The organism is Shewanella sediminis HAW-EB3 (assembly GCF_000018025.1).
Classification (GTDB): Bacteria; Pseudomonadota; Gammaproteobacteria; order Enterobacterales; family Shewanellaceae; genus Shewanella; species Shewanella sediminis.
Window position 1 is genome coordinate 4,549,942 of record NC_009831.1, and the last position, 23,557, is coordinate 4,573,498.

Annotated in this window: 15 protein-coding genes; 6 read left to right on the forward strand and 9 right to left on the reverse strand. The window is 43.9% G+C overall.

All coding sequences use genetic code 11. The features are described from left to right. Positions 1-129 precede the first annotated feature (129 nt). Complete coding sequence (gene metH, locus SSED_RS19545) at positions 130-3,888, forward strand: methionine synthase (RefSeq protein WP_012144073.1); 3,759 nt, start codon at positions 130-132, stop codon at positions 3,886-3,888. Positions 3,889-4,840: 952 nt separating this feature from the next. Next, a complete protein-coding gene (locus SSED_RS19550) occupies positions 4,841-5,176 on the forward strand; it encodes a hypothetical protein (RefSeq protein WP_041421814.1) in 336 nt (111 codons plus the stop codon). Positions 5,177-5,363: 187 nt separating this feature from the next. On the opposite strand, the gene SSED_RS19555 is transcribed toward SSED_RS19550, so the two are convergent. Both SSED_RS19555 and SSED_RS19560 read right to left on the reverse strand, forming a co-directional pair. Then, positions 5,364-6,407, reverse strand: a complete 1,044-nt coding sequence (locus SSED_RS19555; RefSeq protein WP_041421815.1) for a flavin-containing monooxygenase — start codon at positions 6,405-6,407, stop codon at positions 5,364-5,366. Between the two features lie 202 nt (positions 6,408-6,609). After that, the gene (locus SSED_RS19560) at positions 6,610-7,488 is read right to left on the reverse strand and encodes a LysR family transcriptional regulator (protein ID WP_012144076.1); all 879 of its coding nucleotides are present in this window, start codon (positions 7,486-7,488) and stop codon (positions 6,610-6,612) included. 94 nt (positions 7,489-7,582) lie between these two features. On the opposite strand from SSED_RS19560, the gene SSED_RS19565 reads away from it, so the two are divergent. Beyond that, a complete protein-coding gene (locus SSED_RS19565; RefSeq protein ID WP_041421816.1) occupies positions 7,583-8,023 on the forward strand; it encodes a PACE efflux transporter in 441 nt (146 codons plus the stop codon). A gap of 82 nt (positions 8,024-8,105) precedes the next feature. Here the strand turns inward: SSED_RS19565 and SSED_RS19570 are convergent, their stop codons facing one another. Then, entirely contained in the window at positions 8,106-9,827 is a 1,722-nt protein-coding gene (locus SSED_RS19570) for an ammonia-forming cytochrome c nitrite reductase subunit c552 (RefSeq protein ID WP_012144078.1), read from the reverse strand. A gap of 703 nt (positions 9,828-10,530) precedes the next feature. Between SSED_RS19570 and SSED_RS19575 the strand changes: the two genes are divergently transcribed. After that, positions 10,531-10,776 (forward strand): HP1242/YdcH family protein, encoded by a 246-nt coding sequence (locus SSED_RS19575; RefSeq protein WP_012144079.1) that lies wholly within the window; start codon positions 10,531-10,533, stop codon positions 10,774-10,776. Positions 10,777-11,408: 632 nt separating this feature from the next. Here the strand turns inward: SSED_RS19575 and glnD are convergent. The 6 genes from glnD to SSED_RS19610 all read right to left on the reverse strand — a co-directional run bounded on the left by glnD (position 11,409) and on the right by SSED_RS19610 (position 21,172). Then, a complete protein-coding gene (glnD, locus tag SSED_RS19580; RefSeq protein ID WP_012144080.1) occupies positions 11,409-14,012 on the reverse strand; it encodes a [protein-PII] uridylyltransferase in 2,604 nt (867 codons plus the stop codon). A gap of 660 nt (positions 14,013-14,672) precedes the next feature. Beyond that, a complete protein-coding gene (locus tag SSED_RS19585) occupies positions 14,673-15,878 on the reverse strand; it encodes a hypothetical protein (RefSeq protein WP_012144081.1) in 1,206 nt (401 codons plus the stop codon). A 720-nt stretch (positions 15,879-16,598) separates the two neighbouring features. Then, complete coding sequence (locus SSED_RS19595; protein ID WP_012144082.1) at positions 16,599-17,633, reverse strand: toll/interleukin-1 receptor domain-containing protein; 1,035 nt, start codon at positions 17,631-17,633, stop codon at positions 16,599-16,601. A gap of 219 nt (positions 17,634-17,852) precedes the next feature. Next, a complete protein-coding gene (locus SSED_RS19600; RefSeq protein ID WP_012144083.1) occupies positions 17,853-19,571 on the reverse strand; it encodes a serine protease in 1,719 nt (572 codons plus the stop codon). Positions 19,572-19,581: 10 nt separating this feature from the next. After that, positions 19,582-20,529 carry an esterase/lipase family protein gene (locus SSED_RS19605; protein WP_012144084.1) on the reverse strand — a complete coding sequence of 316 codons (948 nt, stop codon included), beginning with the start codon at positions 20,527-20,529 and terminating at the stop codon, positions 19,582-19,584. 214 nt (positions 20,530-20,743) lie between these two features. Continuing rightward, the gene (locus SSED_RS19610; protein ID WP_012144085.1) at positions 20,744-21,172 is read right to left on the reverse strand and encodes a TIR domain-containing protein; all 429 of its coding nucleotides are present in this window, start codon (positions 21,170-21,172) and stop codon (positions 20,744-20,746) included. Between the two features lie 877 nt (positions 21,173-22,049). Here SSED_RS19610 and SSED_RS19615 point away from each other — a divergent pair. Continuing rightward, positions 22,050-22,406: a TM2 domain-containing protein gene (locus SSED_RS19615; protein ID WP_041421818.1), complete on the forward strand. Its 357-nt coding sequence runs from the start codon at positions 22,050-22,052 to the stop codon at positions 22,404-22,406. A gap of 484 nt (positions 22,407-22,890) precedes the next feature. After that, a complete protein-coding gene (locus SSED_RS19620; protein WP_012144087.1) occupies positions 22,891-23,544 on the forward strand; it encodes a glutathione S-transferase in 654 nt (217 codons plus the stop codon). Positions 23,545-23,557 lie beyond the last annotated feature (13 nt).

Genomic DNA, 23,557 nt, shown 5'->3' on the forward strand with positions numbered 1-23,557 from the left:
AATCTATAGGGGAGTTCCGAGCCGGTTACGGGCTTAAAAAGTCGACTCGACTATCGTGTGAGTCTGTTCTATTATAGACGTCTATACGTATAAACATCTAAAACTCGTATTCGAAGGCAGGTAGAATTTATGGCCACTGGCACCCTAAGTAACTCAAAAAAAATAAGAGATATTGGCCCACAGATCAGCCAACAGCTAAAAGACAGTATCCTGATCCTCGACGGCGCCATGGGCACCATGATCCAGGACCGCAAGTTTGAAGAGGCCGACTTTCGTGGCGAGCGCTTCAACGAGTGGCCCTGCGACGTCAAAGGCAACAACGACCTGTTAGTGCTCACTCAGAGCGCCGCCATCAAGCAGATCCACAAAGATTACCTGCTCGCCGGTGCCGACATTATCGAAACCAACACCTTCAACGCGACCCGCATCGCTATGGCCGATTACGACATGCAGGAGCTCTCGGCAGAGATCAATCTGAATGGCGCCCGCCTTGCCCGCGAAGCGGCCGATGAGGTTGAAGCCGAGACAGGCCGTGCCTGCTATGTGGCCGGCGTATTAGGCCCGACCAACCGCACCTGCTCCATCAGCCCCGATGTAAATGACCCCGGCTTTCGTAATGTCAGCTTCGACGAGCTGGTCGAGGCCTATATCGAGTCTATCGATGCGCTTATCGAAGGTGGCTCGGATATCATCATGGTGGAAACCATCTTCGATACCCTGAACGCCAAGGCCGCACTGTTTGCCATCGAAACCGTGTTCGAGAACTTAGGTACGCGCCTGCCTATCATGATCTCAGGCACCATCACAGATGCGTCGGGTCGCACCCTGACAGGCCAGACAACCGAGGCCTTCTACAACTCGCTGCGCCATGTAAAGCCGCTGTCTATCGGCCTTAACTGTGCACTGGGCCCGAAAGAGCTGCGTGCCTACGTCGAAGAGCTATCGAAAATATCCGAGTGTTATGTCTCGGCGCACCCCAATGCGGGCCTGCCGAACGAGTTTGGTGGCTACGACGAGACGCCCGCCGAGATGGCCGAAGTCATAGGCCAGTGGGCCGAAGAGGGATTTTTAAATATCGTCGGCGGCTGCTGCGGCACCACGCCCGACCATATCCGCGCGATCCGCGAAGCCGTCATCAAACACCCGGCGCGCGCCCTGCCCGACATCCCGGTGGCCTGCCGTCTGTCAGGCCTCGAGCCGCTCACCATAGATGCCAACTCGCTGTTTCTGAACGTGGGTGAACGCACCAACGTCACCGGCTCGGCCAAGTTTCTGCGGCTGATCAAGACCGGCGAATATGAGGAGGCGCTCTCTGTCGCCCGTGATCAGGTGGAGAACGGCGCACAGATCATCGATATCAACATGGATGAAGGCATGCTCGACGGCGTCGAGATGATGCACAAATTTCTCAACCTTATCGCCTCCGAGCCCGACATCTCACGTGTGCCTATCATGATCGACTCCTCGAAGTGGGAGGTGATCGAAGCGGGCCTCAAGTGTATTCAGGGTAAAGGCATCGTCAACTCCATCTCCCTTAAAGAGGGTGAGGAGAAGTTTATTCAGCAGGCCAAGCTGGTTAAACGCTACGGCGCCGCGGCGATTATCATGGCGTTCGATGAAGAGGGACAGGCCGACACCAAGGCACGTAAAATTGAGATCTGTACCCGTGCCTATCGTGTGCTGGTAGATAAAGTGGGCTTCCCGCCGGAAGACATCATCTTCGATCCCAACATCTTCGCCATCGCCACGGGTATCGACGAGCACGACAACTATGCGGTCGACTTTATCGAGGCCACCCGTGAAATTAAACGCACCCTGCCCCACGCCATGATCTCCGGCGGAGTATCAAACGTCTCCTTCTCGTTCCGCGGTAACAACCCCGTACGAGAGGCGATTCACGCCGTCTTCCTCTATCACGCCATTCAGGCGGGCATGGACATGGGTATCGTCAACGCGGGTCAGCTGGCCATCTATGACGATATCGATGCAGAGTTAAAAGAGAGAGTAGAGGCGATTGTCCAAAACTTGCCCTGCACCGCTCTTGGTTCAGATGGCAGCGAAACCAACAACACCGAGCTTTTATTAGAGGTCGCAGAGAGGTTCCGCGGGGATGGCAGTCAAACCGCCAAGAAGGAAGATCTGGAGTGGCGCAGCTGGGATGTCAATAAACGTCTTGCCCATGCACTGGTTAAAGGGATCACCGACTTTATCGATGAAGACACCGAAGAGGCGCGAGCCAATGCCTCCCGTCCGCTGGATGTCATCGAAGGGCCTCTGATGGACGGTATGAATATCGTCGGCGACCTGTTCGGCTCGGGTAAGATGTTCTTGCCTCAGGTGGTGAAATCGGCTCGGGTGATGAAGAAGGCCGTGGCCTACCTTAACCCCTATATCGAAAAAGAGAAGGTACCGGGTCAGTCAAACGGCAAGATCTTGATGGTGACGGTAAAGGGCGACGTACACGATATCGGTAAGAACATCGTCGGCGTGGTGCTGGCCTGTAACGGCTATGAGGTGATAGACCTTGGCGTGATGGTGCCGGTGGAGAAGATCATCGAAGTGGCCAAGGCGGAGAATGTCGACATCATAGGTATGTCCGGCCTTATCACTCCGAGCCTCGATGAGATGGTGCATAACGTAAAATCGTTCCATAAGGCAGGGCTCACCATACCCTCGATTATCGGCGGTGCTACCTGCTCGAAAATTCATACCGCGGTCAAGATTGCCCCCCACTCCCCCGAGGGCGCCATCTATATCGCCGACGCCTCCCGCGCCGTACCTATGGTATCTAAACTCATCAATAACGAGACTCGCCAGGCGACCATAGATGAGGCCTATCAAGAATATGACATCATGCGCGAAAAGCGTCTGTCACAGGCGAAACGCAAAGAGATCACCACCATTGCGGCGGCCCGTGATAACCGCTGCCAACACGACTGGGAAAACTACACTCCATTTGTCCCTAACCAGCTTGGTCGTCAGGTGTTCGATGACTACCCGCTCGAAGACTTAGTCGATCGCATCGACTGGACGCCGTTTTTCCGCAGCTGGGAGCTTCATGGACATTTTCCACGTATTTTAGATGACGAAGTGGTCGGCGCAGAGGCACGTAAGCTGTTCCATGATGGCAAGGCCATGCTTGAGAAGATCATCGATGAGAAGTGGCTCACCGCCAAGGCCGTCATCGGCCTGTTCCCGGCCAACACGGTGAACCATGACGATATCGAACTCTACTCTTGTGATGGGACGGACGAAACCCGCGAGAAACCAATAATGACCACCCATCACCTGCGTATGCAGATAGAGCGTGTGGGTAACGACAACTTCTGTCTCGCCGACTTTGTCGCGCCGAAAGACTCTGGCGTTGCCGATTACATGGGCGGCTTTGCAGTCACCGCAGGTCATGGCATCGACGAGCATATCGAGCGCTTCGAAGCCGATCACGATGACTACAATGCCATCATGCTCAAGAGTCTCGCCGACCGTCTGGCCGAAGCCTTCGCCGAGCGTATGCACGAACGGGTACGTAAGGAGTTCTGGGGCTACGCCAGTGATGAGGCGCTCGATAATGAAGCGCTGATCCGCGAGAAGTACAAGGGCATTCGTCCTGCACCGGGGTATCCGGCCTGCCCCGATCACACCGAGAAGGGTCTGCTTTGGGACCTGCTTAAGCCCGATGAGACGATCGATCTTAACATCACCGAAAGCTACGCCATGTTCCCGACGGCGGCAGTATCAGGCTGGTACTTCGCCCATCCTAAGTCGCGTTACTTTGGCGTGACCAATATTGGCCGGGATCAGGTAGAGGATTATGCGGCGCGTAAGGGGATGAGTGTGGCAGAAACAGAGCGGTGGTTGGCACCAGTGTTGGATTATGATCCTGAGTGATCATATTTACTCTTTATAGATGTCCAAACTTCGTTTGGAACTAAGATCGCAGGATTCCATCCTGCACAGGGCAAGGAGGACTGCTCGTCCTATCCTCCTTGCATCCACCATGACGCCCGGCGAAATTCTTCTGAGAAGCGAAGAATTTCCAACGGGAAATTCATGTATCCTGCGGCCGCATTTGTACTCTTAGATTGCATTAAGAAAGTTTACTCTGCCCCCACTTATTTAACCCTACATATTCGTCGAACATAGTTGCTCAAGCTTGATGTAGGAGCGGCTTTAGCCGCGAAGGAAAGTACCATGACGCCCGGCGAAATCCTTCTGAGAAGCAAAGGGTTCCAACGGGGAGTCTTGTAACCTGCAGCGGTGTTTGTAGTTGCTAAAGTTTACTCTGCTCCCGCATATTCGTCGAACATAGTTGCTCAAGCTTGATGTAGGAGCGGCTTTAGCCGCGAAGGAAAGTACCATGACGCCCGGCGAAATCCTTCTGAGAAGCAAAGGGTTCCAACGGGGTGTCTTGTAACCTGCAGCGGTGTTTGTAGTTGCTAAAGTTTACTCTGCTCCCGCATATTCGTCGAACATAGTTGCTCAAGCTTAATGTAGGAGCGGCTTTAGCCGCGAAGGAAAGTCCCATGACACCCGGCGAAATTATTCGGAGAAACAAAGGATTTCCAACGGGTACAGTTGTAGCTTTGGCCTCGCTCTATTTAACTAGAAAAAGTTTACTCTGCCCCTCACTTATTTACTCTGATCCCACTTATTTCCACTGCAAAATATTCCACTGCCAAAGATAATTACCGTTCCATCTTGAATTCTAACGACTATCTACAATACTAAAGTGGTGAAGTTTAACCACCTTGATAGGCTCCCGAACATCTTGACTAAAAATTGAGTTTTGCTAGATCACAGATAACAATTTTAGTTAGTATTTAAATGTAAGGATAAAAATATGAAAAAGCTCAGTACAGCAATGATAATTCTTATGTTATCAGCTTGCGCATCAGCACCTGCACCAGCTACATGGAAGGGAATGTCAGAACGAGACATCAGTGCATGGAAAAATATCGGATTTAATGCTGAGCTAGCTCAAGCCTGGCATGGTGCAGGCTTTACTCCAGAACAATCTAGCGAATGGTCAAAAGCAGGCTTCAAGCTAAATAGCGCCATGGAATGGAAAAACCAGTCATTTAATACCGAAGAAGCCAGTAACTGGCAATTAGGTGGTTTTGATCTAGAAACGGCTGTGAAGTCGAGAGAAAAAGGACTAAGCCCTGTCAAAAAATAGATGTAAATAAGTAAACTAAGCCGAGCAAAACCTCGGCTTTGCCAATCAAATTTAGTCCAATTATTCGTTGAACCTACTCCAACTAAGAGCAAAGTTCTTTCAAAAAACAAGCTGTATCGTCCTTATTATGATTTACAGTTTGAACACCGGAGCCTTGTCTTTGAGGAAAGTTTATCTCTGACCCTAGTTATTTATTTTCCTGAATATGGGTCATTAAATATTTGGCATCTTTCCATACGCCGCCGAGTGTTGCTGAGCCTCGGGTGTATAGCCAAGGTAAGCCAATAAAATATAATCCATCAACGTCTTTACTGACCCCACGATAATTGCTCGGGTAGTTCATTTCATCAAAAGAGATATCTTCAATCCAAAAGAAGTTAGGCTTGAAGCCTGTAGCCCAAATAATATTTTTGATACTGCTGATGCTGCCTTTTTGAAACTTGATACTCGTTTCATCGGCTGACAATGTTCTTCCCATATGAATCACATTCGTTTTGGCTAGAAGTGACTTCACGTCAGTACCAATAACGGGCTGCACACCCTTGCTCAACCATTTGCCCATTTTGCTAAAACGGGTAACGGATAAAAAGCCGATTTTAGTGAACCACCACCACAAGGTTTTACCTAAAAATGACTGTGGGATAGCGGTAATTTTATCAGTACCGGAGAAGTGCACTTTACGTCCTGTATCGGCAATCTCTGATAAAATTTGCACCCCAGAATCTCCGGCACCTACCACTAAACAGTCACCATCTTGCAGCTGTTCAGGACTTTTATAGTTTTCACTATGTAACTGAGTAATATTCTCCGCGATATCAACATGGCAAGCGGGAGTATAGGGCGTGTGGAAGGGGCCCGTGGCGATAATGAGCTGTTTGGCTTGATAGCTTGCCGTACCACTGGTTATTTCAAAAATACCATCAACTTTCTTTACCGAGGTGATTCTTTGATTGAATTCAATCGGCATCGAAAATTTTTCAACATAACTTTTTAAGTAGTCTGCCACTTCATATTTATTGGGGTAATACCCTTTAGGAAACGGAAATGGCATACCTGGAAGGTGGTTGTATTCTGTGGGGGTAAAGAGCTTTAAAGAATCCCAACGCTTTAGCCAAGGTGCGCCAATGTGTTCATTGGCATCTAAAATTAAGTAGTCTTTATTATTTTTGGATAAGTTATAAGCCATAGCCAGTCCAGACTGACCAGCCCCAATGATGATAAATTCTTTCATGGATCCCAAATGCGTGCATATAGTTATTATTATGTGCAACATTCTAACAGAACATGACCATTGAACCTGACTAATGGGGGAAATGGTCAATGGTCTTACTGTAAAGTTTGTCGTATCACTTTAGATAAACAAGGGGTTAAGCATACTAGCAGAGCAGAAATTAGCACTGCCATCCCTAGAGAGATGTGACTGTGTTGCCTTTCTATTCATCCAACACATTGACGATAGCATCAGCCAACCACATTAAGGCGGGGCCTTTCGCCTTTTGTTTTGCCATCACACGATCAATCGGCACTCGCCACGGCTTATGATCAAAGCTTAGATTCATTCGCACCATGTCACCCTGATGCTCATATCGCTCTGCCATATAAGCGGGAATATAACTCCATCCCAGCCCCTCTTTTACCATAGTGTTAACGGCATTAAAGGTATTTCCCCACCAGATATGTGAAGAGATACTAGGGCAGTGCGCCAAGGCCTGACCATCAAGGCCACGGATCAACAGTTGACGATGTGGGATCAAATCCGCAACTGTGACTATGTCCATGTTTGCCAGTGGATGCGTAGGGCTCACGACGCCATTAAACGGCAAGCTACCGACATAACACAAATCCACTTCTTGCGGGAAATCGCTATTCGCAAACATCAATCCTAAATCCGCTCGTCCAGTGTGTACCAGAGTTAACACATCGGGTGTTGAAACGGCGTAAAGCTCCAAAATGGTGCCAGGGAAACGCGTTGCAAAAGTATTCAGAATGCTCGTTGTCACAGGAAGCAACGCATCGTCCACCGCCATTTTTATCTGTGTTTCATGGGATAAATTCAGGGCGTTGGTCACCGAGTCAAGCTCATAAGTTTGTTGCAGAATGGCTTGAGCAAACGGTAATAATCTCTCACCGTGAGGGGTTAATGATGGTTTACGGCTGGTACGATCAAACAGCGTCGTATTGAGCTCAATTTCGAGATTTGCAATCCCCTGACTCACCGCCGACTGCACCTTGCCCAACCGACGAGCGCATGCCGAGAACGACCCAGATTGTGCCGTCTCTACAAACATTCTCAGCTGTTCCAAATTATACATATCACTTTTCCTGATAGTAACTAACTATCTTCTTTCGCAAATAATGATGATTATAGCAACCATGAATCAGTGAACAACATAAATGAGATTGAGCATGAACACGAAAGAACGAATTTTTCACAGCGTATTATTTGAAGCGATTGCCTTAGTATTTGTTATCACTGCCGCCACTGTCTTTACCGATGCCGGAGCAAAGTCAGCGACAGGCTTAGCTGTCGGACTGTCATTAATTGCGATGTGTTGGAATTATATTTACAACCTGGGTTTTGACCGTATATTTGGATATAACCGCATTGAGCGTACATTTAAAATGCGCATAGGCCATGGACTCGGTTTTGAATTGGGTATGATTTTTGCCACACTCCCCTTGATGATGTGGGTACTGCAGCTAGATTTCTGGACCGTATTTGTGATGGATATTGGCGTTGTCATTTTCTTCCTGGTATACGCGATTGTCTACAACTGGTGTTATGACCTGCTCCGTGAGCGTATTATCTGCAGCAGAGCAGAAATTAGCACTGCCGTCCCTAGATAAATCGGAACAAAAAAATGCCAGTCAGTGTTTACTGACTGGCATTTTGCTTAGAGACGCTCCGGAGGAGAGATGATGCGTCTACTTAACGAAGTTCGATTGGCCACTCTTTCTTAACACGCTCATTGATAAACTCATCTTTAGCAGCTTTCATGGCGTCATAGTTAAGACCGGCTTCAGGTTGTACTTTCGCCTTAGTGTCGTACTTAGTTGCGTCATATACGTAGCTAGGCGCATATTTAGCAAGTAGTACGTCAGCTTCGGCAATCGCACCGTCTAAGACAGTATTAGACTTAACCAACAGACGTTTTGCTTCTGTGAAGTTATGAGCATACATACCGTGAGATGCGGTAGCGCTATCCCAGAACCACTGTGCGTTACGGATTTTACCTAGCAGGCTATTCATTTCGGTAGCTAAATCATTACCGGCTTTAAGTGCTGCCTCATAGTTGCCTTTAGCTTCACCTATGGTTTTGCCTGCATCGATGCCTTCAACACCGTTCGCAGCCCAGATAGCCTGTGCCTTAAAGTGCGCCTCTGTCAGACGTGGGTCAGTACCTGTGGCTGCAAAGCGAAGGTTATTGATTGCAGTTTTTCTCGACTCCAGCATAGACTCAATCGCGCTGTCATCGTGACACCCTTTACAGCTGCTTGGTAACTTAGCAGGATCAAACTTAACGTTGTGGTTGGAGTACTCAAGCCCTTCCGCATTTTCAGCTTTCGGCATGTGACAAGTATTACAGCTGAACTCAAGATGGTTAGGCATCACATGAGATGTTCTATCCATTAAGTTCTCATATTCAGGATGCTGTGTTTTTAGCGAAGGAGTACCAGATATCGCGTTAGTCCAGTCTTTAAAGTTGATGTTATCGTAGTAGGCTAACTGAGCTTCGGCAGCGAAACCTTTATAAAGCATGTCGTCACCTGTGTAGCTAACGACGCTGGCGTAATCGGTTTCTACACCTGGTACCCAATGATCCCATGGGTAGCGAACCTTTTTACTGTCTGTGCCATCGAAATAGTATTCAACGTGACACTGAGCACAGGTTTGACTGGCTTGACCGTTGTGATCTTGCTCCTCGAACGTTAGGCCAACTTTAGTCATAGCACGGTCAGCGTATGGACGGCTTAGACGTAAGTCGATTCCACCCAACTCATGACAATCGGCACAACCAACGGAGTTACTCATTTCATGGCCCCAAGTGGACCAGCTGTTGTTAGCAAACTTGTCTTCGCCGACAAGATCGTACATGCGAGCAACGTCTGGAGACTTACAAGACCAGCAAGATGCAGCCATCGCTTCACCAACAACGTTACCGTCGTGACCGACAATTGGGCTGCCTGTTCGCAAGGACTTCATTACATCGGTTAATGCAAACTGGTGACCTCGGGCGCGGTTATAATCTTTCGCAAATCCATAGCCAGCCCATGCACTGACCAGATTAGGGTTTGCTTCCAGTAGATCTGTTGGCGTGCCAGATTCCGGGGTGTTCTCTTCGCTACTAGCCCAAGTAGCATGCTGATCAGGGAAGGTCTCCTGCCAGTTATCGCTGTTGTATAGATCAACAGGCCCTGATGTTGGCGGAACGATACAGGTATTGGTTTCCGTATCTAAAACGGTTCCTTCACCACACACAACCGGATCGACGGGCTCTACAGGGTCAACGGGAAGTACTTCACAGATGTTAGTATCCGGGTTGAGTAGCGATCCCTCACCACAGGTAATTAATTGTGTGTCATCATCATCGCTACAACCAACTAAAACAGCAGATACCGCAATAGCAACCGCAAGCTTTTGTAATCTCATCTTACTCTCCTGCAAGTGAATTTTATTCACTTTTTATGTAATTTATTATTGTAAGCACAGCGTCCTAAAGACGAGTCAACCTATAACAAAATGGAGAGCTTTTGGTAAACATTAACTTAACACTTGTGTGAGGATGGTCACTGGCATACCATTCAAATATCCCTAAAGAGGTATACAGCTTACTGGTTTAAGATCAAGTTTTACACCTATTCTGATATATTCAGCAAAAGTAGTTAAGCCTAAGTTACTATACAAAAAGAACAAAATAACAGCCAGCTCATTTATTAACCGCTAATATAGTGGTATACAGCACGGTATCTGGGCTGTAGCATTATTAACCACCACAATTAGTAAGGACATTAAGTTTCAGTTAAGGATATGTTAACAGGGGTGGGATTGCGTGGGTGTAGACAAAGGCCCCTGCCAGGTGAATAGTTATGCGTAAAAACCAGATTGACAATCATGGCGCATGAAGGGTATGGCTACACCATATTCCCCTCTACCTCTCGCTCATAAGCACAATCATAAAAGGGGATTATTAGCCTTCCAACGGGGAATATTGTAGCTTTAGGCTTAGTTCGGTTTAACTGGATAAACTTTGCTCTGATCCCACTTATTTTTAAACTTCATGATGCTATAGTGACTTTAGTTTCAAAATTAGTTCAAAAATAATAAATTTCAGTTCACCATTCAGGGGTTACCTATGTTAAATGAGAATCATGCGCTTATTTTCGACTTCCCGGAATTTAAACAAGACATTGTATATCTGAATTATAAAGACGAAGCCTTCAAGAAATTATCCAAACAGTATCACCTATTAGATTACGATATTCGTCAGCTGGAAATTGATGGCAGTCCAACCGATGACGAGCATATGCACCAGCTCAAATTACAACGCGCTAATTTGAAAGACGTATTATTCCAAAAGTTAAAAGAACACCACGAGTAAACACGCGAGTCGCGGATTTCAGATAGTCATCCCAGTAGCGACTTCTTCATCCCGGCGATGCTCTTAGCCGGGATCTGTTCTTTCATGCCGTCATCCCGGTGTTCTTTTAGGCCGGGATCTAGCCTTTAAGCTTTTCCAAACTCCGTTTGCTTATTTTGAGAGAGTAGGCGTCGTGGAATTCCATTCCCTTCTCGCAATAAAGAGTAGGGCAAGGAGGACTGCTCGTCTGACGTGAATGGCCTTATATGTTCCCTACATAATAAGGCATTCACTCCATCCTTGGAGGTCAGATTCACAAATGCAGCGGTGGCATGGTCAAAATTGTTGTAACCTGCGGCGGTATTTGGAATGAAATAGGGAAATTATCTCGGACCCTGAGGGATCCTTGGAACATCATCAACCAGCTTTTTAAACCTACAAAGACAGAGCTTCGCGGCTAAAGCCGCTCCTACATGAAGGGCCTCGAACTCAGGAAAGCCGCTCCTACATAGTAGCCTGTCCCCCCTGGCTCTCGCTCATACACTCATAAGCACAATCACGAAAGGTGATTACCCGCCTTCCAACGGGGAATTGTCGTAACCTGCGGTGGTATTTGGATGAAATAGGGAAAGTTTACTCTGCCCACTTATGAATTAAACAGGCGCCTCTTCTTTAATGATATCGACAAAGAAGGATTTTAGCGCTTGTTTGCTCTCATCATCCAGTGATTGGCCCTCTTTGTCAGAGACAAGAAATACATTATCAACCTGTTCACCAACTGTGGTTATTTTTGCCGAGTGAATATTGAGTTCAAACTGCCTGAAGCCGTTACAGAAGTGACTCATAAATTGTGGATTATCGAGTGCGGTAACGCTGATAAGCGTTCTATCCTTTTTACGAGAGTGCAAGAACTCGACTTTAGGCTCACTGACGAATGAGCCAATGTTGCTATTACGGCGTTGTTTAGGCACCTTTCTATTTTCAAACAATACTTGTTTCAGCCTTTGCTTGATACGGTCACGTCGCCCAGCGGTTCTTATTGGGTGATGATCATAATCCAGTATTTTTAAAGACTCCACCACATAACCATCTTTAGTCTTAGATATATTCGCTTGCTGAACTGAGATCTGTAGTGAAGCTAAGGTATTAAATAGTGTCACAAACAGGCCGGGCTTATCCTTCATGTAGACGAATAGATCACTGCTACCTTTAGTACTGCTTTCATCCAGCAGAATAAGTGCATGATCGGCGGGATGTTGCGTCATGGCATGAGAGTAACGGGCTATTTCACTGGGTTGAGCATTACTGAAAAATGAGAGCGGTAAGCGCTTCCAAAGCTGTTTGATCACATCAGGCGTTTCACTCGCCCCCATCAGTTCTAGTGCTTCATTTTTGTGTTCACGGACGACAGTTCGCTGCTCTAAAACATTTTCTAAGCCATTACGCAGCGCGAAACTTATCGACAAATAGAGATCCCGGAGCAAGGTTGCCTTCCAGTTAGTCCACAGATCATCATTTGTCGCCTTAATGTCGGCAACCGTTAAACAATACAGCGCATCGAGTCTGGCTTTAGTCCCTATCGCTTTAGCAAGGTTTTTAACTTCCGAAGGGTCATATATATCTAATCGTTGGCAGGATAACGATAACAATAGATGGTTTTTAACTAACCAGGCTATCACCTTAGCTTGCGAAGGTTTTAGCTCATGAAATTTAGCAAATTGCAGCGCATCGACCGCCCCCAATTCACTGTGGTCGCCACCGCGTCCCTTGCCTAAATCATGGAACAAGGCCGCTAACAACAATACCTCTTTATTCTCTATCGCTTTGTAAACAGCGCTAGGCTGTACAAGAGACGGGTTTTCAGATTTGCCGTTCAGTGAATATAAGTTTTTGAGTAACTTATGAGTATGCTCATCAACGGGATAAACATGGTAGAGGTCGAACTGCATCTGACCCACAATTTCACGCCACTGGGGAAGATATGACGCTAAGATCCCATGTTTGTGCATTAATGATAGCGCCAGCCCCATGCCTTGAGGATGACGAAACAGCGAAATAAACTCTTTACGGCAGCTATGAAAATCTTGCAGATCACCTAATAGTCGTCGTCTGACCTGACGTATTAACCGAATCGTCTGCGGCGAAATACCATCAATATCATTCGCGTTTTCTGCAATATGGATAAACAGAGCGATAAGCTGTTTGCGATCAACAAATACATCATCATGGCGAGCATTTATCTGTCGACCATTTATTTCGAAGTGTTGATTTAACGGGATAGATTTCTTGTCTGTTTGTACCAGGATTTCATCTTTAAAATACTGCAATAACATTTGATTGAGTTCGCTAATCCGCCTCATTGCACGGTATAACTGACGCATCATTTTTTCGATAGCGAGGTGACTGTTGTCTCCAAAGCCCATCAGCCTGGCGACATCACTTTGCAAACCTATAAGTAGTCGGTTCTCAGAACGCTGCGCCGCTGCGTGCAGTGCCCAACGCGTACGCCAGATAAAATGCTGTGACTCTAACAGTTCTGCATATTCGTCGGCGGTAAAGAAGCCGAACCGCCTTAAGGCCGCCATATCCTCTGCAGCAAAATACTTACGGGTTACCCAGATCAAGGTTTGGATATCGCGCATGCCACCGGGGCTATTTTTTAGGTTGGGTTCCAGGCTAAAAGCACTGCCCTGCGCCTTTTGATGACGTACATCTTGCTCGCTGAATTTCGCTTTATAGAAGGCTTCACTGCTCCAGAGGTCATCACCATAGAGTCTGTCTAAGACCTGATTCGCATGAGACTCTGGTCCCGATAAATGGCGGATCTCAAACAGTGAGGTCGCAATGGTTATATCTTCACACGCATTATCAATTTCATTCAGTGCTAGCACGCTATGGCCGAGCTCCAGCCCAATATCCCATAGTTGGGTGAAAAACTGGCCAATCTGGGTGGCTTGATGAGGGCTAAGCTCTTGGGAAGATAAGACACACATATCAATGTCGGAGTGCAGGTGTAGCGTTTGACGGCCATAACCGCCTACGGCATTGAGAGATATATCTTCGTCAGCGAGATCGGCACATTTCCAGAGATGGAGAAGTAAAGTATCAAAGAAATCAGCGCGTAACTTTACTATCTCGTCGATAGCAATGTGGGTAAAGTTTTCATTAAAGTAGTTGTCAGCATCTTGGATTACTTTTTTATAATCAGTAATGCCCATTTCTGCATTGAATTGAGGTGATATATCAGGGTCTGACATGTTTCTCCTGTAGCTATTTGCACTGAGTATAATTAGGGTTTACTAGCTAGGATTTACTAGCTTTAGCTAGGCTAATTAAACCGTGATGCAATTGCCTTAAAATGAAGCAACAGGGTAGATGATCTGAGCGAAAATTACAAATCGACAACAGTGACTCAAGGTTATTAACAGAGGGCTTTTAACGGAGAGTTTTAACGGTGTTATTTTAGGCCGGGAGCTATTCTTGCCGTCATTCCGGCAAGGCTTTTGGGCCGGAATCTGACCTCCACGGATGGAGGAAATGTCGAATGATGTATGGAACATCATCGACCAGCCCTTTAGGCTTTCCAAACTCCGTTTGGAGATAGGTCACAGGGTTCCACCCTGCACTGGGCAAGGAGGACTGCTCGTCCTCGCCCTCCTTGCATCCTCCCTAACGCCCCGGCGAAGTTACATGCATTGAGTACGGGCCTCATATTTCATTTAAAATTTACTAACGCTTCCGATAGTACATCCTGCACCCCGAAAGCTAACCCCACATCCATGTGGGATTCACGCAATTTTAAACTCCAAACTTCGGCAACTTCCAACGGGGAGATGTTGTAACCTGCGGCGGTATTTGGTGTATTTGTAATCTAATGCTCTTCACCTCTTTGTTTTGCACTTACTCATACAATAAAACTACAAGCAGTCCTCAAGAGGTATACCATGGAAGTCACAACGCCTTATTGACTCAGCAATTTCAAAAGCTACGGAATCTTCTCTAGTTGTATCCCATAGAATAGTCTGTTCAGACGAACCTACATTTGATATCTCATCATATTTCGAATAGCTAGCCATTCTTAATTGTCCCGAAACCTTTTCAGTAAATAATGCTGTATCTTTAGATTCATAATCACCAATAAATACACTACCCACCGCAACATTTAATGCATTTCGGTCAACACTTAATACTTTTCTATTCAAAGATGCGATTATATCAACCCTTTGAGTGCGAACCTGTGCTCGTTTTGGTAGTTTATTAGGATAAGCATTTAAAACAAAAGCATAATATGGGTTTCTTAAAATATTATAAGAACCTTCCTGTATGTTTTTACAAGAACCAGCAACACTTAAAGGAGCAAACTTCAACTCAAAAGATGGACGACCTTTGGCTTTCCAACAATATTCTTTATTTATATCTGCAACACCATCTTTTTCCTTTCCTCTAAAACCTTTTACAACAGCGATGGTTCCTGTTTTCTCAAAATCACCCCCACAAATATTAGTTTCAGAAAATGCCAATGAAATCCCACCTTCTTTTACGGTTTCATCAACATTATTTTTTTCATTTAAAGAGTTCTCTAAAACATCATTGGAAAATTCAACAAAATACTTAAACCCATCTGAGAATGGATTTGGTGGCGTAGGTAAGCTCTCTGTGAGTTTGGCAAGGGCGGCTAACCCAGCACCAAATTTAGTTTTTTCATGCTTTTTCAAAGTAACAAAATCTATCTGCATACTATCAAATATTGAGTCTTCATTTGTTAACAGAAACCTATGAAATAGTTTAATCTCAATTGGAATGGATACAACGCCTTTATTATACTCTTCAACAGTAGCTTTAAACATTCGCGGGAACTTAACTTTTCTTGTACCATTTTCAGTCTCTCCTTCGACAGTGGTGTTAATAATAAGACCAACTTCTTTATCTTGTGAAAACCACCCTATATCTTTTTCTACCATTGCTTTTCTTAAATGCAGCGAAATTTTATGATTTGTTAGGTCAATACAAGTTGATGATGAATCATCCTCAATTCTAAAAATTTTTGCTCCATCAGGAGCTTCAGCTGCATACGCATGCTGAATTACAAGAAATAAAATAAAAGTAGTAATAGTCCTAGTCATAGCCTATTCCTCCATTGAATATTGGCATCATTAATACTAGTACAACACTAAATAATGGGGATGAACTTGATAAGAAAAGATATGACAGTCCAGTCTCTTTTCGGGGATTCATGCCTTTAGCTGTCATCCCGATGAGGGAGTTGTCATTCCGGTAATGCTTTTAGCAGGTATCTAACCTCCAGAGATAGAGGAAATGCCAAAACTGGTCTGGAACCCGTTGGGTAGACCTCCACGGAGGATATGTAGAATGATGTATGGAACATCATCGACCATTCTTTTATCCCGCCATCCCGGTGCTCTTTTAGGCCGGGATCCAGCCTTTAAGCTTTTCCAAACTCCGTTTGGATTAAAGTCGTGGAATGGAATTCCACACCAGAGCAAGGAGGACTGCTCGTCTGACGTGAATGGATTCACAAATGTAGCGGTGACATGGATGTCAAAGAGTTGCATCGCCCTCCTTGATTCTCTGTAAACCAAAGTACCCTAACGCCCCGGCGAAGTTACATGCATTGAGTACGGGCCTCATACTTCAATAAAAATCGCCTAACGACTCAGATGGAACATCCATGTCCCCCCGAGCCTTAGCCATCATCCATGATGGCTATATAGCATTTTCATCTGCGTACTTCGGCAACTTCCAACGGGGAATCTTGTAACCTGCGACTGCATTTGGATGAAATGAGGAAAGTTTACGCTAACCCCACTTATCGTATCGTAAGCTCATGGACTTAGAGAATAAGCTCGAGAATCCATTCTTTTCTCTAAATATTTTTCCATTTGCATGCTTATTATTCGGGGGAGTTCTTCAAAAAGCATATAGTCATCTTTATAATCGATAAGCTCTTGCATCATAGGATGCCTAGTTGACATATGTAGCAAATCTAAAAACTCATGACAAACAGTCCTTTTTTCATTCATATCTACTTCTGAGTCGATAGTACGTAAAACATCGACACCTGTATCATACAACCAAGGCATCCCATCGCGTAACATACTCAGACCTATCAAAATTCCTACCTTTCCATTTTGTGATGAGTGCATAAGTTCATCAATCATCATAGGATGGAAATTACGATTTTTTCGTTTTCTAGATTCAGGCTGTAAATTCCCTCCAATTCTTGCAGGAAGATCTTTAAACATCACTTTAATTTCTTCAAACAACTTTGCAGAAGCATCGCTATTCTTATCCACAACCTTAGGTAGATCTAATAATTTGTTATTATCCTCTTTAAGAATTTTTGCAATAGCTTCTTTAAACTTTCCCACTTGAAATTTAATTGTATCTTCATCAGGTTCAGAGTTAGGAATACGATCGACTAACTGAAATACTAGTTTAGTTAAAGACTCTTCATCATCACCACAATTTTGAAATTGAGCAAATGGACCTGAAGAAATATCAGTTAATGAAATACCCAATGCAACACCTAATATAGGGGTTTCAAGTTTTCCTTTGGCCATTCCAGCTTCAAACAAAATCCACGGTCTATCGACGCTTCTTTCTGTAAGTAAGCAAACAACATCTGATGCATTTTGAATATTTTTTATAATTTCAGGGTACCATTCAACTCCATACTCTATTCCCTGATTACCTTTCCTATCTGAAGTTCTGAAAGATTTCAACACCCCGGCACTGACACTTTTTAGTAGACCACTAAAAGCTTCGGCTAATTTAGCATCTCTAGCATCATGGCTAATGAATACTAAGGAAGCATTAGAATTATCAATCTGTTTTTTCTTTCCCATATCGTCAGCCACTTTAATTCCTTATATTTCACGTAGCATGTATCATGTATCATGTATCATTTATCATTTATCATTTATCATTTATCATTTATCATTTATCATTTATCATTTATCATTTATAAACAGTATACATCTAGAAACACTTAAACTTTCACCTAATCTAGATAGTTGTTCACAAAACATCATAAAAATGAATAATTGATTCATTAATTTTTATTAACACTTTTATCGTCATGACTTTAATATTTTACCAACACCAGAAGTAGCGATCGCTAAACAATTAAAATCTGAATTTAATTTATTAATTATTGTTTGAATCCAGATCCCTTCATTAGCTTGATAAAATCCTTTTTTATTATTGAGCCGTTGTAATTTCTCTCCACCAGCATGATGAATCCCTATTAACTTCCACTGTTCATTAAATACGGGGCTTCCAGAGCTACCACCTTCTGTTGGTGCTCGATAATGTATATGGGGGGCTTCATGATCTAATAATATATTGTCTTGCATTGAAAATGAGATCCCACCACCCAACGGATGTCCAATTATATAGACACGCTGTTTCCCATCAGTTAAAGGAAGCCTAGAATGAATAGGGAAGTCATAAACTATCTCAGGTGCATCACCATCAAACTCTATGATCGAAGCATCCAAATGCTCTATTGGTGAACTCCAAAGTATCTTTTTTAGGGAGTACTCTTTATGGTCATCTAATTCGAAAGTGACGATGGCATCCTCAGGAACTATAGAACTTCGGCAATTAATATTATTAGAAATTACATGTGAATTAGTTAATAAAACAGTTTTATCACCAAAAGAAGCATGCAATTCCTTCCCCTTTACCACAAAACCAGTTCCAATTCCTTTACCTGGTTCAAACTCAATTCTCGCAACACTATGAGCACGCTGAACAGCTTTTTTCAGGAAGCTATAACTATGATATCTCGCAGTCCCAAATACTTTCTCATGTCGAAGATCTGTTTCTTGCTCAACATTTAAACTATTTAAATTATCTGGGCTAACATTAAATCCACCACCTTCTCGCAACAATAACTCAGCATGAAGTAAAGGTAAAAGAGTAGCCCCAGGTTCTTCAGTAATCTTTAATTGCCACACTTCTTCAAACTGCCTTAACGTACTCCCTAATTCAAATGCATCAGCAAAAGGTTCGCTTAAATATCGCTCTAACCACTTAGCAGCTTCTTCATAGTTAGAAAGTGCTACACATGCTTCCAATGCTGTAGCACTGTCCCACATTGTTGCTTCACCCTTACTCCATTTCAAACACATAGAAGAAAGAATGTTTAAAGCAATAGATTCTGCTTCTTTATCAGCATCAACAACACCCTCAAAATTTATATGGTCAGCAGCAGCTCTTTTTAACAAAGCCACATAATTAATTCCATGCCAATAATTAAATTCAGGATTTTCAACATAAGGCTCTTGATAAGCCATTAGTGCCTTAGTTAATGCCTCTACACTTTGTAATGATTCACTTTTTAGCTCTACATATATTTGTTTATATACTCGTCCTATAAGCCCTCTGACTTCTGTAAAATCTTCTCTAATTTCAAATTGCTCATCTATCAATGATGATTGTTTTTTAGGTACTTTTATTATATTTTGCAACTTATGTTGAAGTTCAAATAAATATGCCAATGAAGCTGAAAGCTGCCCTTGATTGATCAAAGCTTGTGCATAGTGTTTTTTTAGCTTAAATGAATCAACACCAGAAATAATTAGTGAATTAGACACAAAACTAGATAGCTCAAAATAATTTTTTCTCTGCAACAAGCTTACAATCTTCAAAGCACTATTAATGTCATACGGTTCACTATGAGTTTTTACATAATCTATCAATGTCCAACATAGAGTTTCGACTTCTCCATAGTTGTTACTGGCAATTGCAGCCACTAATATAGACTCTGATTCAGCTAGGTCCCATTCCATATCTAAAACCTCATTCTTCCAATTTGAGCTCGCTGGACAATATAGCCCTAAATTCTGCCCCCATCAGATATTTGGAAATATTGTGTCGCCAAACCCCAGAGTTCTGCTCATTGATGTCCTTAATAACCTCAGCCCCTTGTTTTTGATAATCGTTAGAAAGGTTGGGATCTAAACTGGCTACCGGATCTAAACGGTCGTAAATGTTAAACCAATTTTCCATTATAGTTCCAGGAAAACCATTTTCCCGAGTCCATTCAGGTTGAAGCTTGTCTTGAATTTCATCTAGACCCAAAGGGCTACCTATTGTAATCAGCGAGTCAATTTTTGGGCACCGAGGATCTCGAGTGAGGCAATCATAGGCAATAACAGTTCCCATACTGTGACTTACAACAATCAACGGTCCTTCTTTTTTGCGAGCTTGCTCCAAAGCTTTAATAAATCGGTTTCGAATCTCATCCTGAACACTAAAAGTATCATCAGTACGAGGGGAATACTCAACATTAAAAAGATAATGATGGACGTCTTTTAAAAGGATTTTCATTAATCTGCGTTTTAGCCACCAAGGAAGTGGAATTCGTTCAAAGTCTAGTGTTTCTAGCTCATCAATAACTTCACCCGAAGGGCAATAATCATCCGTACCATCCGGCGACTCAACGCTATAACCTAACTGTTTCTGTAACTTGATAGCCCAATCTAATTCTTGACCTTTAAGCTCATTCAGCCAAGACATATCAATATAGTCTTCAGGTTCTACAACGCTGTCATTATTTTCATGCTCAGCCATTTCTTTCTTTGGAGACTCATAGAGGACATCGGCCCAATAAACCATCGTAGATTCAATGCCTTCAGCTCCCAAATGGATACCATCATTTAGTGCTAAAGCATTTAACCACAGCTGATGCAATATCTTTTTTTCTGGTTTATTTGCAATTCCATGAATAAATACAACATTAGCCATACAGTTTTCTCAACCTTTCAAGTTTTAACTTCTTAGCTTCCTTGTGATATTTTTATTATCGGAGCGTACTAATAGCAACAGGATCAACTTAAGTAAGTATTCTAGTCTAATCATTCTGAACACCTTGATTGCTATATTATCCACAATCAAGGTTTCCAGTTGTGTCTTACCTGAACAATAGGGTCACAGATAAAGAAAAGGAGCAGATAATCGATTATTTATACAGTTCCCAAATCCCATTGATCACTGTTTTTTTATTCCAGCCAACTTTCTTATCTGCTGCATCACCAACGACACTTGAACTCCTCTCCTGCCCCCAAGGGTTTACAGCTAAAATTGGTTTACTATATAAACCAGCACCATCAATTTCCTTTTTAATCCACTTGCTATAATTTGCATACATTCCCATAGGTATAACTATGATATGACTGCGAGCAATTTGATTAAATAGTGCAGCTTGTAGCTGGTCATCATCATCTGCATCATGAATAGGATTATCTTTTGGAACCGAAAAATCTCTGAAGTCTAACGAAGCTTGACCTACACTCCAGTTTTCATTGAAAATCCATTCAGACAAAGTGTCATAATGACCAGAATGAGACCATGCATGACTGATAAAAACATGAATTTGTCTTGTGCTCATCTTTTTTCCTTTTAGATTTTTAGGCAATAAATTCAACACCGAAAATAAGTGGATTCAGAGTAAGATTTTTGAACTCACCTATCCGCCATATCTTTTCTAAGATAAACCTTTTATAGAGGATGGGAACCGGTATCTGGAAGTTTATTGATTTATATCAAAAGCTTATGCGAGAAGCATCTTTAGCCTGAATATTGATATCTTAACGTTAGCCATCTTCCTGATGTGAGTTCCGCCAAAGCTATGTAAGCGTTGGGGGTCATCCTTGTTGTGCTCTTTATGCTTTCTTTTACACGCTTATCACGCTTATTTTTCACGCGCTCATTTTTACATCAGGAAACATACCGCAGAGTACATAATCTGTCCATCGCTTTTTGTTAATATTACTTGATTCTTCCTATAGATAACAGTTAGTTAAGCGATCGCTAATTCATGGGCTAATGCAAAATCAGAATAACAGCTGAATGTGGGTTGGGGCTGGATGGCTCTTATTAATAACGGTATAGAAGCTGCGTCGAAACTGTATCGAGGTTTCATCAAAATTATCGAGAGCAACAGAAAGATACATCTGTTCTGCTTTTATTTTTTTTTCTCATTTTCCCTACAAGCTTCACCACCTTCATTAACGTCACTACCTTCACGGGCTCACCTTTCCATCATAGCAACCCTGTCAGGCACTGCTGGAGTGACAGAATAGAGGCAGTGGAGTGGCTAGTAAGTGGCTTTGGAGGTCTCAGCCCTGCCTTTACTGATGTCGTGTTTAGACCTTTTGCTCTGGTTTATTTTATTTTTGTGAACTGTGCACCTGTATTTCAGCGCACACTTGTACACATAATAAGTAATCAGCAATATTACTAACGTATGACAACTGGAGTCTGCAATGAAAAATAGTGATTGCCCGCGCTCTGAATGTACAGAGTGCAGCCAAAAGATCGATCCGAGTTTGGCTATCTGCCCACAATGTCATACTGCGCAAGGGTTAGAGGCTTTAGCGGGAGTCGACCCGAACATTCAGATAAAAAATCAAAAACTCGCTATTTGGTTTGGTTTTTTATTCGGCATCATAGGCGTACATAAGTTCTATTTAGGTCAATACGGAATGGGCAGTTTGTACCTGGTGTTTAGCTGGACCCTGGTACCAATGATTATTGGCTGGGTCGATGCGATCCGCACCATGAAGATGAGCTCATTTAATTTTGAGCAACGATATTATCGTCGTGTAATTCATAATTATTGATCCCGAATAATCGGGATTTGGGATTATGCTGGTCGCGGACTTCAGTCAGGCTCCGCCTGACAAACGTCGTGGAATTCCATTCCACACCAGGGCAAGGAGGACTGCTCGTCCTTATCCTCCTTGATTCTTCATAAACCAAAGTACCTATGACGCCCCGGCGAAATTGTTTTCCTCCGGTCTTTCTTGAAAATAGCTAACGTTTCCGATGGGGAATTATTGTAATCTGCGGCTGCATTTGGATGTAATGAGCGAGGTTACTCAAACCCAATTTATTGCTGTTGATCTCCCTCTTGGTCGGGTGTGGACGGAACGTCCACGACTTAATCTCCAAACGAAGTTTGGAGATCCTTATGCCGCTAGCCACAAATCCAAGCGTGGCTTGGTTCCAGACAAGCTTCGCGGCTAAAGCCACTCCTACAAAAGAGCAAATCCACCTTAAAAGATCGGCTATAGTACAGGGACAAGGGCTGCAATCGGGTTGCTTATGTCACCACCAATACTGTATTCATTGCGACGATGTCCCTATACCATGCGGGCGAGACTGGCCATCTTACTTTCAAAGCAGACGGTCATATTGCGTGAAATCGTGTTGAAGAATATCCCGCCACAGATGCTGGCGGTTTCTAAACATGCCCGCGTGCCGCTGCTGGTGTTCGATGACGGTACTGTGATTGAGGAAAGCCTGGATATCATGCTTTGGGCCCTGGCACAAAATGATCCCAGCGACTTGTTGTTAAGCTCTCAGGTCGATGCATTGCCTGCCATGCTGGCATTAATTGACCGAAACGATAACGTGTTCGTGCCAGCCTTAGAGCAATATAAAGCGGCCGCTCGCTACCATGACACCGCCCAGGAGCATTATCTTGACCAATGCCAGCCCTTTATATCCCACCTCGAACAACGCCTCGACGAACATCTTTTCTTGATGGGGATGACACCGAGTTTGGTTGACTACGCCCTGCTCCCCTTTGTTCGCCAGTTTTCCCGAGTCAATCATCGCGGGTATTTACAGTCGCCACATAAAAATGTGCGCCGTTGGATGAATAGCCATTATGAGCAACCGATATTTTCTAAAGCCATGACGCCATGCCCTCTATGGCTGGATAACCAGGACATCGTCTTATTTGGCGGTCAATGAGCGACAGTTCTAG

Coding starts and splice junctions, on each gene's coding strand:
- metH (WP_012144073.1), top strand. CDS start 130: ATGGCCACTGGCACCCTAAGTAACTCAAAAAAAATAAGAGATATTGGC.
- SSED_RS19550 (WP_041421814.1), top strand. CDS start 4,841: ATGAAAAAGCTCAGTACAGCAATGATAATTCTTATGTTATCAGCTTGC.
- SSED_RS19555 (WP_041421815.1), bottom strand. CDS start 6,407: ATGAAAGAATTTATCATCATTGGGGCTGGTCAGTCTGGACTGGCTATG.
- SSED_RS19560 (WP_012144076.1), bottom strand. CDS start 7,488: ATGTATAATTTGGAACAGCTGAGAATGTTTGTAGAGACGGCACAATCT.
- SSED_RS19565 (WP_041421816.1), top strand. CDS start 7,583: ATGAACACGAAAGAACGAATTTTTCACAGCGTATTATTTGAAGCGATT.
- SSED_RS19570 (WP_012144078.1), bottom strand. CDS start 9,827: ATGAGATTACAAAAGCTTGCGGTTGCTATTGCGGTATCTGCTGTTTTA.
- SSED_RS19575 (WP_012144079.1), top strand. CDS start 10,531: ATGTTAAATGAGAATCATGCGCTTATTTTCGACTTCCCGGAATTTAAA.
- glnD (WP_012144080.1), bottom strand. CDS start 14,012: ATGTCAGACCCTGATATATCACCTCAATTCAATGCAGAAATGGGCATT.
- SSED_RS19585 (WP_012144081.1), bottom strand. CDS start 15,878: ATGACTAGGACTATTACTACTTTTATTTTATTTCTTGTAATTCAGCAT.
- SSED_RS19600 (WP_012144083.1), bottom strand. CDS start 19,571: ATGGAATGGGACCTAGCTGAATCAGAGTCTATATTAGTGGCTGCAATT.
- SSED_RS19605 (WP_012144084.1), bottom strand. CDS start 20,529: ATGGCTAATGTTGTATTTATTCATGGAATTGCAAATAAACCAGAAAAA.
- SSED_RS19610 (WP_012144085.1), bottom strand. CDS start 21,172: ATGAGCACAAGACAAATTCATGTTTTTATCAGTCATGCATGGTCTCAT.
- SSED_RS19615 (WP_041421818.1), top strand. CDS start 22,050: ATGAAAAATAGTGATTGCCCGCGCTCTGAATGTACAGAGTGCAGCCAA.
- SSED_RS19620 (WP_012144087.1), top strand. CDS start 22,891: ATGTCACCACCAATACTGTATTCATTGCGACGATGTCCCTATACCATG.